General features: G+C 62.2%; 12 protein-coding genes and 1 pseudogene. 9 read left to right on the top strand and 4 right to left on the bottom strand.

The genetic code is table 11. The features are described 5' to 3' along the window. Positions 1 to 603: 603 nt before the first annotated feature. On the top strand, positions 604 to 2,250 hold the full coding sequence (locus tag DIE06_RS34740) for an amidohydrolase (protein WP_124665279.1): 1,647 nt from the start codon (positions 604 to 606) through the stop codon (positions 2,248 to 2,250). A 76-nt stretch (positions 2,251 to 2,326) separates the two neighbouring features. Beyond that, positions 2,327 to 2,461, top strand: a complete 135-nt coding sequence (locus DIE06_RS39290) for a hypothetical protein (protein WP_260433871.1) — start codon at positions 2,327 to 2,329, stop codon at positions 2,459 to 2,461. A gap of 275 nt (positions 2,462 to 2,736) precedes the next feature. Here DIE06_RS39290 and DIE06_RS34735 read toward each other — a convergent pair whose 3' ends face one another. Beyond that, on the bottom strand, positions 2,737 to 3,720 hold the full coding sequence (locus tag DIE06_RS34735) for an IclR family transcriptional regulator (RefSeq protein ID WP_124665278.1): 984 nt from the start codon (positions 3,718 to 3,720) through the stop codon (positions 2,737 to 2,739). Between the two features lie 107 nt (positions 3,721 to 3,827). Here DIE06_RS34735 and DIE06_RS34730 point away from each other — a divergent pair, with 107 nt between their 5' ends. The 3 genes from DIE06_RS34730 to DIE06_RS34720 all read left to right on the top strand — a co-directional run bounded on the left by DIE06_RS34730 (position 3,828) and on the right by DIE06_RS34720 (position 6,617). Then, positions 3,828 to 5,147 (top strand): MFS transporter, encoded by a 1,320-nt coding sequence (locus tag DIE06_RS34730; RefSeq protein WP_124665277.1) that lies wholly within the window; start codon positions 3,828 to 3,830, stop codon positions 5,145 to 5,147. After that, positions 5,137 to 5,628, top strand: coding sequence for a thioesterase family protein (locus DIE06_RS34725; RefSeq protein WP_260433870.1), 492 nt, complete (start codon positions 5,137 to 5,139; stop codon positions 5,626 to 5,628). Before DIE06_RS34730 ends, DIE06_RS34725 begins: the two co-directional genes overlap by 11 nt. Before the next feature lie 65 nt (positions 5,629 to 5,693). Further along, entirely contained in the window at positions 5,694 to 6,617 is a 924-nt protein-coding gene (locus tag DIE06_RS34720) for a 3-keto-5-aminohexanoate cleavage protein (protein ID WP_124665284.1), read from the top strand. A gap of 387 nt (positions 6,618 to 7,004) precedes the next feature. On the opposite strand, the gene DIE06_RS34715 is transcribed toward DIE06_RS34720, so the two are convergent. After that, positions 7,005 to 7,910: a LysR family transcriptional regulator gene (locus DIE06_RS34715; protein ID WP_124665276.1), complete on the bottom strand. Its 906-nt coding sequence runs from the start codon at positions 7,908 to 7,910 to the stop codon at positions 7,005 to 7,007. 118 nt (positions 7,911 to 8,028) lie between these two features. On the opposite strand from DIE06_RS34715, the gene DIE06_RS34710 reads away from it, so the two are divergent. Both DIE06_RS34710 and DIE06_RS34705 read left to right on the top strand, forming a co-directional pair. Beyond that, on the top strand, positions 8,029 to 8,619 hold the full coding sequence (locus DIE06_RS34710) for a flavodoxin family protein (protein WP_124665275.1): 591 nt from the start codon (positions 8,029 to 8,031) through the stop codon (positions 8,617 to 8,619). Positions 8,620 to 8,689: 70 nt separating this feature from the next. Next, the gene (locus DIE06_RS34705; RefSeq protein ID WP_124665283.1) at positions 8,690 to 9,754 is read left to right on the top strand and encodes an aldo/keto reductase; all 1,065 of its coding nucleotides are present in this window, start codon (positions 8,690 to 8,692) and stop codon (positions 9,752 to 9,754) included. Positions 9,755 to 9,793: 39 nt separating this feature from the next. On the opposite strand, the gene DIE06_RS34700 is transcribed toward DIE06_RS34705, so the two are convergent. After that, positions 9,794 to 10,531 carry a hypothetical protein gene (locus DIE06_RS34700; protein ID WP_124665282.1) on the bottom strand — a complete coding sequence of 246 codons (738 nt, stop codon included), beginning with the start codon at positions 10,529 to 10,531 and terminating at the stop codon, positions 9,794 to 9,796. A gap of 175 nt (positions 10,532 to 10,706) precedes the next feature. Continuing rightward, positions 10,707 to 10,947 (bottom strand): annotated as a pseudogene (locus DIE06_RS34695) (SDR family oxidoreductase); the annotation flags it as partial. 182 nt (positions 10,948 to 11,129) lie between these two features. Between DIE06_RS34695 and DIE06_RS34690 the strand changes: the two are divergent. After that, on the top strand, positions 11,130 to 12,569 hold the full coding sequence (locus DIE06_RS34690; protein WP_185733552.1) for a DEAD/DEAH box helicase: 1,440 nt from the start codon (positions 11,130 to 11,132) through the stop codon (positions 12,567 to 12,569). A gap of 197 nt (positions 12,570 to 12,766) precedes the next feature. Beyond that, complete coding sequence (locus DIE06_RS34685; protein ID WP_260433869.1) at positions 12,767 to 13,582, top strand: GlxA family transcriptional regulator; 816 nt, start codon at positions 12,767 to 12,769, stop codon at positions 13,580 to 13,582. Positions 13,583 to 13,991 lie beyond the last annotated feature (409 nt).

Here is a 13,991-nt window from a genome sequence, read left to right as displayed (position 1 = left end):
TGTATGGCGTGATGGGCAGGGGCATCGGTCGCTGAATTGATGCCTCGTCGAGAGTTACGCGGTTATGCAGACCTTCCTTAGGCGATTACTCGTCAGCGCTCGATGCGTGGCAGGTGACGCACGGAAGCTACCCCACTGCTTACGATGCAAAGCATTAGGGCACCGGAGCCGACCAGAACCGTTCGGATTGTCGATGCCCTATAGCAAACCGACGGGTTTGCGGTCTTGCGACTACGCGATGGACTATGAAAAACACCCAGACAGAAAGCATTTTATTTTCCTGGATATTATTTTAGGGGTGGACCAAAAGCCCTTGTCGCGCCAAGTCAGCGCTACCCGGTAAAAAGCATTGAAATCAATGGGAGGTCAGCCGGGAAGCCAACTGAAGGTCGGGGAGAAGGATCGCCTGTATTCACAACGTGTCTCGCTTTCTTATCGGGTTCAGATTACAGCGAGCACGAAAAATATCTCTTGCCTACGCGGAAATCTCCGGAAAAGCTGTCATCTGCAGCCGCAGCTGTCCTCATTTGCATGACAGACACGGTACGCCCCCGCCGTTAGAGTTCGCTATGGACGTGAACCACGGAGATAGAGGCTTCTTCGATGAATCTAGAGACGAGACAAGTGAGTGGTATCGGGCGATACGCGAACTGCCTGTTCCGCAATGGCGTCGTTTATACGGGGGGCGCGACCCCTCGCTATGCCGACGCGATGGCGATTCGGGATGGTCGAGTCGTGTGGGTGGGAGCCCATGTCGATTGCCCGACGTCGTTTTGCGATACCGAGACAATCGACCTCGCCGGGCGCATGATCGTCCCATCGTTTACCGACTCGCATGCGCATCCGGTCGAAGGTTTTCAGCTCATCTGCGATGCCGATCTGACGCGAGCGCAGTCTTTGGAAGCGATCGCCGAGGGAGTCCGGCGCTGTGCGCACGATCATCCGGATCGGAGCTGGGTGATGGCCGGCAACGTAACGCTCGACGTGCTCGGCGCGAGGTTGCGTCGCGACACGTTGGATGAGTGGGTTTCGAATCGTCCGCTGCTGCTGATCGGGCACGACGTGCATTCGGGCTGCCTGAATAGTTCGGCTTTGAGCCTTCTTGGCATTGACGCCAATACGCCGGACCCGGAGGGCGGCGTTTATGAACGAGACGGGGATGGCGAGCCCACCGGCGTCGTACATGAAGCGGCGCTTTACTCGCTGTTTCGTCACCTGCCTCAAATGAGTGCGGAGGAGTCGGCGCGCGCTCTTCAAAGTGCCCAGCAGCAGGCCCATCGATTCGGCATCACCGGCTGGTTCGACGCGATGGCAGGGCAACGGCTTGTGGAGACGTACGCCCGCGCACGCGATGCCGGCAACTTGAAGGCGAACGTGAGCCTTGGTTTGCTGGTTTCGCCGAATACGGCGCTGAAGCCGCAGATCGACAAGCTCTGCGAATGGCGCGACGCGCATGACGGCGGCCGTTTGAAGACCCATACCGCAAAGTTCTTCATCGACGGCGTGATCGAAAGTCACACTGCTGCACTGCTGCAGGAATATGCCGATGTTGCCCATCGGGGCGATGCGCATTGGGATCCGCGCCACTTGCGAGATGCCGTGTTCAGCGCCGACGCACGAGGCTTCGATCTTCACTTTCATACCATCGGCGATCGCGCGGTACGCATGACGCTCGATGTCCTCGATGCATTGAAGCGGGAACGTCCCAAAAGCGATCGCCGTCCGCAGTTGGCGCACGTGCAGATGATCGATGCGGCCGACGTTCCGCGCTTTGCCCAGCTGGGCGCCATCGCGTCGATTCAGGCTGTCTGGGCCGACTTTTCGCCCGAGATGCAGGCGTTATATCGCCACCGGATCGGCGACGAACGCCTGTCCCGGCAATATGCGTTTGGCGATCTCGCGAATACGGGGGCGATGCTTTCCGGCGGTTCGGACTGGCCGGTGTCGACTCAGAACCCGATGGTCGCAATCGAACATGCGGTTCGGCGTGCATCCGCGGGCAAGCCGGATGCGCCGGTGTTTCTACCCGAGCAACGGGTGAATCTCGAAGTGATGATGCAGGCCTATACCCATCACTCGGCGTTCAGTCTGCGTTTCGACGATCGACAGGGAGAAATCGCCGTCGGCCGTCCGGCAAATCTGGCGATTCTGTCGCACGACGTACGTGCCCGGCAACCGCATTGTCTTGCCGACGTTGACGTCGATCTCACGCTGTTCGAAGGAGAGGCCGTGCATGGCGGGCTCGACTGAATGTCCAGGCATCTCGCGATAGACGAGGAGGCGCACGCTTTCGAATTTCCGGTGCAACGATGCCGGGATGCCGACCTTGACCGCACGCCAATTCGTGAAGCCGGCCATTGCCGAGAATCCGGACGTGTATCTGCCGGGCGCTGCGCTGAACAAGATGGCGCTCGCCATGCCGCGTTCCGCGGAGATCGCGCGGCTCCAGAAGCAACTGTGACTGCACCTCAAGTCCGGCGGCTGATTGTAGCTGTATAGCGGAAGCGTTTCCGCGCGCCGCGCCGTGTACGGCGCCTGACGGATTCCGACGCTGCAGCCTCATCCCGACGCTTCATTTCGCACGAAACTCCGCAGTCCCGGGCATGCGGAAGGGGGCGCATGCACGCCTGTCGATCCGGTCGACGCAATGGTACGTCGCGCGAGATTACGGCCATAACGATTCCGTGATTGACGAGCGTGTGCCTGCTTGTCGCCCGCATGTGGATGACATCCGCATCATGACTGAGCCTGAACGTTCTGCGCGATCTGCCACGCATGTTCTTGCATCGATCGTACATATCGCTTGATGTTGCCATCGGTCATTCGGGGCGCGATTGCACCGAGTCCGATCGCGCCGATCGTTTCCTGAGCGTCGGTCACGATCGGAACGCTGATGCCGCGATAGTGCGTATTTTGAAGATTCACGTCCATGCACCCGAAGCCGTGTCGCCGGCAGTGTGTGACGCGCGCGCGAATTTCTGTCGTCGTGGTGCCGAATGCTGCGAAGCGCTTGGCATTGCGTATCAGCAGCGCGTCGACCTCGACGCGTGCCATTGTTTGCATCAGCGGTATGCCGCCAACACTGACCCCGAGTGGACGCCGGTTCCCGATGTCAACGTAAAGTATCTTTGACAGGTTTTCGCCGGTACGCCGATCGATGCAGATCGAGTCGAGCGCATTGCGTGCAGTCAGAAATACCGTTTCGCCGAAGCGGGTGCGCAGCGCGTCCAGATGGGGCGCCGCGATCGTCCTGATCGGAAAGCGATTGCGGCGCGAAAGCGCGAGCAGGAACACTTCCTGGCCGATGTAGTAGCGGCGTTCGCCCGGCGGTTGCTCCACGAGTCCTTGTGCAACGAGCGTCACAAGCAACCGATGCACCGTGGCAGGTGGAAGCGCGAGCTCCTCCGCGATTTCGCTCAAACGCCGCCCCTGATCCTGACCGATCGCCACCGCGCCGAGAATCTGCGCGACGCGTTCCGTGCTGCGCACGAGATCGCCCGGCGTGGGCGCAAGGGCGCCGTGAGTGGCCCCCTGATCTGGCTCCACCGCGCTCTTAGCCTTCAGTCTCTTTGTCATGTGTGTTGCCCGATACGGGGCGCCGTCTGCTCGCTTGCGCGGGCGCTTGAGCAAAACGACGAGTTGGCGGGATCGCGCGCATATTTTTTCCGCCTGGCGGAATTTTGCGTCACTCGCCAATTGTGGCACGGCTGCGGCATTCATACACTGAGCCAGCCGATAACCAAACGACCACGGCAGGGTCGGCGAGACTTCCGAACATTCAAACGTATTGGCCGCGAGTACGCGATGAGGCCTGGAGAGGAGACAAGATGCAATCAACCATTGCTACGTCGGCAGCGTTTCAGGCCGACGGCGTCAACCGGATATTCCGGAAGATCATGTGGCGACTGATGCCGTTGGTCTTCATCGGCTACCTATGCGCGTTTCTGGACCGCATCAATATCGGTTACGCGCAACTGCAGATGAAGGATGCATTGGGCTTTTCCGATTCAGTCTACGGCCTTGGCGCCGGCATTTTCTTTGTCAGCTATCTGATGTGCGAAGTGCCGAGCAACATGCTGTTCGAGCGACTCGGCGCGCGCAAGACGTTCCTGCGCATCATGCTGCTTTGGGGGCTGACGTCCGCCGCCACGATGTTCGTGCGGACACCGCTCCAGTTCTATGTGATGCGTTTTCTGCTTGGTGCATTCGAGGCGGGCTTTTTCCCAGGCGTCATTCTTTACCTCAGTTACTGGTTTACGCCTGAATGGCGCGGTCGCGCGACCAGTGCATTCCTCTTTGCATTGCCGGTCGCGGGCGTAGTGGGCGGTCCGTTGTCGGGAATGATCATTAGCGGCATGAATGGTCTCGGCGGTCTCGCTGGCTGGCAATGGTGCTTCCTGCTCGAAGGATTGCCGACGGCAATTGTCGGTCTGCTTTGCTACCTGTATCTATGTGACAAACCGGAACATGCGAACTGGCTGACCGACGGCGAGAAGCGCATCGTCGCCACGGCATTGCCGCCCAGGAGGGCTGGCATGCACGATGGTTGGTCGGCCATTCGCGATGCACTCTCCGAATCGCAAGTGTATTCGCTCGGACTTGTCTATTTCGCAATTACCAGCGGTTCATACGCGTTCACATTCTGGCTGCCGGCGATGCTCAAGGGGCTCGGCGTGACGAATCCCGCGGAGATTGGCTGGTATTCGCTTCTGCCCTATGCCGCGGGCGCGGTGGGCACGTGGTTCGTCGCGGCGCGTTCGGACGGCCGACAGGAGAGGCGCGTATACATCGTGCTGTCACTGCTGATTGCGGCCGGTGCATTGAGTGCGACCACGTTCGTGAACAAGTCGCTCTTCTTGTCGCTGACGCTGCTGAGCGTGACGAACTTCTTCCTGATGGGAGCCGGCGTGGTGTTCTGGGCGGTGCCATCGGCCGTTTTTCAGGCGCGCAGTGCCGCTGCCGGTATCGCGATCGTCAGCAGCATAGGCATTCTCGGCGGCTTTTTCAGCCCGACGCTGATTGGCGTGACTCGCGGCGTCACCGGCAGTCTCTCGGGAGGGCTGCAGGTGATGGGCGCGATTCTCGTCGTCGGCGCCGGCATTGCGCTTTGTACGATCAAACGAGGCGTCGCAAGCGATGTTCAATAAGCAAGGAACCGTTTCGAATATGCATTGCAACATGGCGTTTCGGCGCGAACGAGTCATCCGCTTCCACCATTGCGATCCGGCCGGCATCGTTTTCTATCCGCAGTATCTGGTGATGCTGCACGCCTTCATCGAAAGTTGGTTCGATGAAGGGCTCGAGTTGCCATATGGGCAATTCATCGGGCAGCAGCGTCTGGGCATTCCCGTCGTTCGACTCGAGTGCGAGTTCTTCGCGCCGAGTCGTCTGGGCGACAGAGTCACGTTCTCGCTCGCGGTTGGCCGGCTGGGCAACAGCTCGATCGACCTCGTGATGGACGTGCAAGGAGTGAATCGGGAAGGTATCGCGGAAACGCGATTGACGATGCAGCAGACCGTTGTTTTGATGTCGCTCGATACGCATCGCCCCGTGCCGCTCCCATCGTCATTGCGCGAGCGACTGTCCGGATATCTGCAACCCGCAGAAGCGGCGCGCGATCCTCGATGAGGATCGTCGTGTTTCAGTGGTCGTGTGAAGGTCGAAATTTCAAACGAAGTCGAGAGGAAACTGAGATGGCAAACAGGAAAGTAATCGTGCTCGTCGCGCCGACGGGCGGAATGGCGTACAAGTCGCAGAATCCGAATCTGCCGACCCAACCAGAAGAGATCGCGCGGGACGTCTATGACTGCTATAACGCGGGCGCGAGCGTAGCGGCGATCCATGCCCGCCTGCCGAACGATCTCGCGACCTGTAACACGGAGATCTATCGCGACATCAATACGCGCATCCGCGGAAAATGCGACATCGTCATCAACAATTCGACGGGGGGCGGCATCCATGGCGACATGGTGAAGCCATTCGAGGACGGGTTGCTCGATACCGTCTGGACCGAGCGTCTGAAGGGGATGGATGCGGGCGCGGAGATGTGCACGCTCGACGCATGCACGATGAACGCGACATTCAACGGCACCGAAGTCCTGCTGAATACGCCGCCGTCGCGTTGCCGCGAACTGGCCGAAGGAATGAAGCAGCGCGGGATCAAGCCGGAATGGGAGGTGTTCAATCCGGCGCACATTCTGCAGGACGTCGCCAGCTTGATCGAACAGGGGTTCGACGAGCCGCCGTATATCGTCAATATGGTGCTCAATGCCCATCGCGGCTTCCAGAATGCGATGCCGTATACGCCGCGCGTGCTGCAGTCGATGGTCGATCTCCTGCCAAAGGACAGCATGTTCTGCGTGAGCGGTATCGGTCCCGCTCAACTACCTGCCGGGATCAATGCGCTGCTTCTCGGCGGAGCGATTATTCGGGTCGGGCTGGAAGATAATCTGTATTACAGACAGGGCGAACTGACAACCAACGTTGCGCTCGTCGAGCGAACCGTACGTCTGCTGAGAGAGATGGATTACGACGTCGCGTCCCCGGCCGAGGCACGCATGATGCTCGGCCTGCCGCGCAAGGATACGAGCGTGCGTCCGCAATTCTCGGTGGCTTGACGCTTGCCGGAGAGGGGCGTTAGCAGCTCGCTGAAATACCCATCGTCAGCGAGCAAGCTCCCTTCGTCCGCCGGCCGAGCGCGGTTTTCCGAGATGTGTGTTGTCGCCGACTCCGTTTTGACCCAGATACCGGGATTCACGTCAGCCGGCCCGATGCCCACTCATCCTGGAACAGGCAGCATTTGCGAACTCGCAGACTGGATCATCGGCGCGTCGGCGACCGGTTCATTTGGCGTCGGTGGCAACAGTTGTTGGACCCACTGCAGGTTGTGACGCGACCAGGCAGCGGTCCTGGATGTAATGACCGCTGTCCCACTCTGACCTGCCATTGAGGGAACGGCGGACCGAACGTCTCTTACGGGTCGACCACCGCCGGCCTCCCCACCCCTAATCAAAATACGGCTCCAACACCCCCTCGATCCAGTCCATGAACGCCCGGACGCGCGGCGACAGATTGCGCCGATGGGCCACCACGAGCGACGCGGCGAGCGGCTCGGGACGCAGATCGGGCAGCACCTCCACCAGCGCACCGCTTTCGATGTGATTCGCGACCCCTGAATATCCGGCCTGGATCAACCCGATGCCGGCAAGCCCGGCTGCGTGATAGGTCTGCACGCTGTTGACCTGCATCGCGCTCGGCAAGGGGAGCGACGCATAGCCGTCACCGTTCGGGTACTCCCATCCCGGATGACGTGCCCCGAGTGTCAGCGTGTACTGGACCATCCGGTGCCCCTGACCAATCAGATCGTCGAGCGTACGTGGAACGCCGTATCGCGCCAGATAACCGGGGCTCGCCGCATTGATCATGCGCAGCCGGCCCAACGGTCGGGCGACCAGCGTCTCGTCCACGATCGGCCCCAGACGAATCACGCAATCGAATCCCTCCTGCACGAGATCGACACGCCGATCGGTGCTCGAAAGTTCCAGCTCCAGCTCGGGATGCGCCGCCATCAGTTGCGGGAGTGCGGGAATCACGACGCTGCGCGCCAGCTCGGTCGGCATGTCGACGCGCAATCTTCCCCGCAGTTGCGTGCCATTGCCGGAGAACATCGATTGCAATTCCTGCACTTCAGCCAGCAGGTCCCGGGCGCGCGAATAGAACGCGCGTCCGTCTTCGGTCAGCTGCACGCTTCTCGTCGTCCGATGCAACAGCGCGACGCCCACGTCGTGCTCGAGCCTGCGAATCACCATCGAGACACGTCCTTTCTGAATGCCCAGGCTTTCCGCCGCCCGCGTGAAGCTCGTCATTTCGGCGACACGGGCAAAGATCAACAGCGCGTCAAGGTTTTGCATTGTTCACCCGGGGAGTAACAGAACGTTCAATCGGTCGTTATTTATAACTCAGTTGTGACTCAGTAGAGTGCTTTCCGATGTCGTCCCCCGACGACAATCTGAACGAAAGGGCGCAACCATGACACAACACTTCTCTCCGATTAAGACGGTCGTCGTCTACCACTCCGGCTATGGGCATACCCAACGCATGGCAACGGCTGTCGCCGAGGGCGCCGGTGCCGCACTCGTCGCGATCGACGCGGACGGAAACATTGCAGACGAAGCGTGGGACACGCTGGCTGGCGCCGACGCGATCCTGTTCGGCTCGCCGACCTACATGGGCGGCCCCAGCTGGCAGTTCAAGAAATTCGCGGACGCATCGTCGAAGGCCTGGTTCGACGGCGGGTGGCGCAACAAGATCTTCGGCGGCTTCACCAATAGCGCAAGCATCAACGGCGACAAGCTCAATACGCTCGAATACTTCGTACTGCTCACCGGGCAGCACGGCGGTATCTGGGTGAGCATGGACATCAAGCCGGCGAACGTGAAGGCGTCGATGCGCGACGACCTGAATCGCATGGGTTCCTACCTCGCGCCGATGGCGCAGACGCCGGCCGATGCATCGCCGGACGAGATGTCGCCGGGCGACCTTGAGACGGCTCGCCGCTATGGCGCACGCGTCGCAACGATCGCCGCACAGTTTCGGGCCGGCCACGCGCGAGTCAGCTGACATCCCGGCGTGCGGGGCGCGCCAGACCGGACGCCGCGGCATGCGTTCAACCGACATGAAGGAAACAGGTATGAAATACAAGCAACTGGGCCGCACCGGCCTGTATGTCTCCGAGCTGTGTCTCGGCACGATGACGCTGGGCGGCAATGCCGATGCCGGCATGTGGGCGTCGATCGGTGCGGTCGGCCAGGACGACGCGACCCGGCTGATTTCCCGCGCACTGGCCGAGGGAATCAACTTCATCGATACCGCCGACATCTATTCCTTCGGCCAGTCCGAACGCCTCGTCGGGCAGGCGCTTCGAGACATCGGCGTTCCGCGCGGCGAGATCGTGCTGGCGACGAAGACGGCGGGCGTGATGGGCCCGAAGCCCAACGATCAGGGGGCGTCGCGCGGCCACATCATGGATTCGGTGCAGAGAAGCCTGGAACGGCTCCAGGTCGACCATATCGATCTTTACCAGATACACGCGAACGATCCCGTCACGCCGATCGAGGAGACGCTGCGGGCGCTCGACGACCTGACGCGCCAGGGGCTGGTTCGCTATGTCGGCGTGTCGAACTGGCGCGCCGGAAAGATCGGCAAGGCGCTCGGCCTCAGCCAGGCGCTCCATGCGACGCGCTTCGAGACGCTGCAAGCCTACTATTCGATCGCCGGACGGGACGTGGAGCGCGAACTGGTGCCGCTCGCGATCGACGAGCAGATGGGGCTCCTCGTCTGGTCGCCGCTCGCCGGCGGACTGCTTTCGGGGAAGTTCGGTCCCGGGGCGCCAACCGATGCAGGTTCGCGGCGCAGCCATTTCGATTTTCCGCCGGTCGATCTCGAGCGGGCCTGGCCGTGCGTTGCCGCGATGCGCGCCATCGCCGACGCGCGCGGTGTCTCGGTCGCGCGGATCGCGCTCGCGTGGCTGCTCGCCAAGCCGCACGTCACGAGCGTCATCATCGGCGCCAAACGGGTCGAACAGCTCGAAGACAACCTCGGCGCGGTCGACGTCGTCCTGACCGACGACGAGCTTGCGCATCTCGACGCCGTGAGTGCGTTGCCCCCCGGCTATCCCGGCTGGATGATCGATCGTCAGGCGGCGGGCAGGCTGCCGCAGCCTTTCACGCGCGTCGCGTCGAAACAGGATCGGTGACGCGGATCGATCGGTTTGACAGGGGCGGCTGCGTGGTCGTCACGTGTTCTGCAATCTTCGACGTTCAAGGCGGTTGCGCAACAGGCCTGCGATCACCGCGCCGATGATCAGGGACAAGTAGAGGGTGACGAGATGGTGACGCCAGGCGTCAAGGGCGAGTTGGTGTGAAACCAGTTTCGGATCGGGGGGCAGAAGCACGGGGCCCTTCGCCTCGACGACTCGCATCATCCGGATAAAGCCGCCTGCGGAAAGCAGTGGCAACAGGACGACGAGTACCAGCAGCGCGGGCTTCACGCGGCGCGCCAGCGGATGATGGCGCAACCGGAACCACAGTCCGAGACATCCGTGTATCCAGCCGGGCGCGAGCAGTGCCAGTTGAAGGCCCTGCGTGCCGCTGGTCAGCAGCACGGTGACGACGCGCGCGTAATCAGGCTCGAAGCCATAGAGCGAGGAGGCGAGTCGGGTTGTCACTGCATGGCGGATCAGCAGCAGCGGCAGGCTGAGGCCCGCCCAGAGACGGAGCCATTCGGCGGGCGGTAGTGCCCAGTGGCGGCGCCCGTATATCGTGCGCAACGCCAACGCAAAATGAAGCGATGCGGCACCGTACAGCACGAACGTCCCCGGTGCGCTACGCCACAGCCGCAACGCCAATACGAGACCGCGTCCGGCAAGTTCGAGCGACCAGATCCCGAGTGCATGATTGACCAGGTGGAGAAAGAGATAGCTCAGCAGCACCACGCCCGATCCGAGTTGAAAACCGCGCAGAACGGATTGCATCTGAACCCTCGATTCACGGTGCGGTGCGCGCACCGGGGGCGATTCTTGCTGGATACCCGATTCACGGGCCGTGTCGATGATGTCCATAGGGGTCCCCGGTTCGTGTTTCTTGCAATACCGTGGGCACACGACGGTTATTCCCGGATTCGACGGGACTGGCGGGAGGGTAAGGCAATCAAAGCGACGCACCGCCGCACATGACGATCTGCTGGCCGGTGATCGCGCTCGCGTCCGCGCTCAACGCGAAGCCGGTCAGCGCGGCGACTTCCTCGGGCGTGATGAACCGCCCGATCGGCGGAAGCTTGGGCGGCGTTGCCGCGCGCGCAGGGTCACGCAGGAACGGCGTGTCCGTGGCACCGGGCGGTGATGCCTTGCGGCGCGAGTTCGGCCGCCCAGGACCACGCCAGCCCCACCATCATTTTGAGTGGTGCCGGATGGCGATCGTGGCGCGTGGTTGCGTGCGGATACGCGGCGTGCCCGTTCATGAGTGCCGCGCGATTCAACGCGATCCCGGTCGATCTTTTCGACGATGGGCCCGCGCGATGCGGTTGCCGCGGCGACAACGGCTAAAATTGCAGTTTTAGTTCGGAACACGTCCATGTCTTTTGCCTCGCTCGGCCTGATCGATCCCTTGCTGCGTAATCTGCAGGGCCTCAATTACCAGACACCGACGCCGGTGCAGGCCAAGGCGATTCCCGCGGTGCTCGGTGGCAAGGACGTCATGGCCGCGGCACAGACCGGCACCGGCAAGACGGCGGGTTTTGCGCTGCCGCTGTTGCAACGCCTGGTGCAACACGGGCCGGCGGTGTCCAGCAACCGTGCGCGCGTTCTGGTGCTGGTGCCCACGCGTGAACTGGCCGAGCAGGTGCTGCAAAGCTTTGTCGAGTACGGCAAAGGCCTCGACTTGCGGTTCCTGGCCGCCTACGGCGGGGTGAGCATCAACCCGCAGATGATGAAATTGCGCAAGGGTGTGGATGTGCTCGTTGCCACGCCGGGCCGGCTGCTGGACCTCAATCGGCAGAACGCGGTGCAGTTCGATCAGGTGCAGACGCTGGTACTGGACGAGGCCGACCGCATGCTCGACCTGGGCTTCGCGCGCGAACTCAACGCCGTCTTTGCCGCGTTGCCCGCTCAGCGCCAGACGCTGCTGTTCTCGGCCACGTTTACCGACGATATTCGCGCGATGGCGGCGACCATTCTGCGCAGTCCGGTCAATATCAGCGTGAGCCCGCCCAACGTTACTGCCAGCAAGATCAAGCAGTGGGTGGTGCCGGTGGATAAAAGGAACAAGCCGGACCTCTTCATGCACCTGGTGGCCGAGAACAACTGGGACCACGCGCTGGTGTTCGTCAAGACCCGCGTGGGCGTGGATTACCTGGCGGCGATGCTGGACGATGCGGGCTATGCGGTCGACACCATCCATGGCGACAAGCCGCAACCCGCGCGCCTGCGTGCGCTGGAGCGCTTCAAGACGGGCGAAGTGCAGATGCTGGTCGCGACCGATGTGGCGGCGCGCGGGCTGGATATCGACGATCTGCCGCTGGTGATCAACGTGGATCTGCCGATCGTGGCGCAAGACTATGTGCACCGTATCGGCCGGACCGGCCGCGCGGGTGCCAGTGGCGTGGCGGTGTCGCTGGTGTGTGCGGATGAAGCGCCGCAACTGGCCGCGATCGAAGCGCTGATCCGACAGACGCTGCGTCGTGAAGAAGAACCGGGTTTCGAAGCTGAACACCGCGTGCCGGAAACCAGCGCGACGGGGCAGATCATCAAGAAGCCGAAAAAGCCGAAGAAACCGAAAGTGCCGCAGGGTGGGGCGGGGGCTGTGCCGGTGGCTGGGAAAAAGCCGAAGCCGCAAGGGGGGGAGGGCAAGCGCAAGGCCGAGGGGCAGCGTGCTGGCGCCTCGGGCAAGGGTGCAAGCGTGTTGAGCGGCAGTCCGTTCAGCGTGCAAAAGCCGCGCGGCAAACCCGCGGGCAAGCCGGCTGCGGGGGCGCGGAAACCGGCCGGCAAGCCCGCTGGTGGTCGCGGTACGCGCTAACGCTGATGGGTGGGGTTGACCAATGCCGACCTATTCTGGATGACGGGGCAGGCGTTGCGCGCGCCGCCTGCCGGCGGGTCCTATGGCGTGCCCGATCACACAATTCCAACCTTTGAGACCACCATCGCAAGCGCGGACGGGAAGGCGCTGCGCGATCCGCAGGGCCGTCTGATTCCGGTCGACGCATCATTTCGCGAATGTCGCTCTGCGACGTGGCACTCGTGACCGGTATGGCGCTGGGACCGGACCGGCTACCGCCTGTATCGGCATCGATCAGGCACGCGGCAAAGTGGTTGCAAGAACGCCATCAGGCGGGTGCACTGGTCGGTGCGGCGTGTGCGGGCACGTTCGTACTCGGAGAAGCAGGTTTGCTCGACGGAAGGCGCTGCACGACCACCTGGTGGCTCCACCACGCGTTCAGACAGCGGTTCCCTAACGCACGCGCGGTGTGGGGTACTGCGGTGGAGGAACAGGATCGTATCGTGACGACGGGCGGCCCGCTGTCCTGGGTGGATTTGGCCTTGCACGTCATCAGACACGAGGCAGGCCCCGACGTCGCCCGTCTGGCCGCGGATATCTCCGTCGCCGACAGTTTGCCGCTGCCGCAGCTGGTCTATGCACCCCGCGGATTCGTCAACGCCGCCGACACGCTGCTTCTGCGGGCGGAGCAGATCGTCCGTCATGCCAGCCCCGGATTGACCGCTGAAGCTTTGGCGAGCGCGCTGAGTCTTAGCGAACGGACATTGCATCGGCGGATGAAGCGCTTGACTAACGAGTCGCCCAAGGCGTTCATCACGCGCGTGAGGATTGAAACGGCGTGCGTGCTGCTCGAGCGACCGGGTGCAAGCATCAAGCAGGTCGCATTGCAATGCGGCTACAGCGAGGAAACATCATTCCGGCGTGCCTTTGGCCAACTCACCGGTATGACGCCGGCCGACTACAGGCGCTGGTCAAATGGGCGGAACCCGAGGCAGCGACTTCCCCCCCACAAAGGCGAGCCGGGCCTGGATTGACGCCGCAGCAGACGTGTTTGCAATAAATGACAGTGCGAGTCGTCCGGCATTGCGCCGCCGCTACTCAGCGATGTTCTCGGGTAAGCCATCATCTCGGCGATCGACGCGTCGCGCGCCGGCGCGTTGCCTCCAACACGAGGCGCAGCCTGAATGCAAATCGCGATCTCGTGCTGGCCGGTGCGGCAGATTTTGAGCGTCTGCAGAAGGTCGGCACCAGCGAAGCGCGGAGTGCAGACGGGCGCTCCCTGCCTGCAGCCCAGTCACCTATGCTGGGAATGCTGTGTTGCGGGACATCCGCGGCAGACCGCTTTGTCTCATGAATCGACAGGAACTTCCCGGATTGCCGCTATCGAGACTATGGTTCTCTTGTATTCCTGTCCCGCTTCGGGGTGGTAAGCGATTTGACGGA

This window comes from Burkholderia sp. Bp8998 (assembly GCF_003854235.1).
In the GTDB taxonomy this organism is placed as follows: domain Bacteria; phylum Pseudomonadota; class Gammaproteobacteria; order Burkholderiales; family Burkholderiaceae; genus Burkholderia.
The sequence above is the reverse complement of the archived record's forward strand: the minus strand, read 5'-3'. Positions and strand labels throughout refer to the sequence as shown.

Bases quoted from the DNA above. Each gene is read 5' to 3' on its own strand.
- DIE06_RS34685 (WP_260433869.1), top strand. From the start codon at position 12,767: ATGTCGCTCTGCGACGTGGCACTCGTGACCGGTATGGCGCTGGGACCG.
- DIE06_RS34690 (WP_185733552.1), top strand. From the start codon at position 11,130: ATGTCTTTTGCCTCGCTCGGCCTGATCGATCCCTTGCTGCGTAATCTG.
- DIE06_RS34720 (WP_124665284.1), top strand. From the start codon at position 5,694: ATGGCAAACAGGAAAGTAATCGTGCTCGTCGCGCCGACGGGCGGAATG.
- DIE06_RS34715 (WP_124665276.1), bottom strand. From the start codon at position 7,910: ATGCAAAACCTTGACGCGCTGTTGATCTTTGCCCGTGTCGCCGAAATG.
- DIE06_RS34710 (WP_124665275.1), top strand. From the start codon at position 8,029: ATGACACAACACTTCTCTCCGATTAAGACGGTCGTCGTCTACCACTCC.
- DIE06_RS34740 (WP_124665279.1), top strand. From the start codon at position 604: ATGAATCTAGAGACGAGACAAGTGAGTGGTATCGGGCGATACGCGAAC.
- DIE06_RS34735 (WP_124665278.1), bottom strand. From the start codon at position 3,720: ATGAATGCCGCAGCCGTGCCACAATTGGCGAGTGACGCAAAATTCCGC.
- DIE06_RS34725 (WP_260433870.1), top strand. From the start codon at position 5,137: ATGTTCAATAAGCAAGGAACCGTTTCGAATATGCATTGCAACATGGCG.
- DIE06_RS34705 (WP_124665283.1), top strand. From the start codon at position 8,690: ATGAAATACAAGCAACTGGGCCGCACCGGCCTGTATGTCTCCGAGCTG.
- DIE06_RS34700 (WP_124665282.1), bottom strand. From the start codon at position 10,531: ATGCAATCCGTTCTGCGCGGTTTTCAACTCGGATCGGGCGTGGTGCTG.
- DIE06_RS34730 (WP_124665277.1), top strand. From the start codon at position 3,828: ATGCAATCAACCATTGCTACGTCGGCAGCGTTTCAGGCCGACGGCGTC.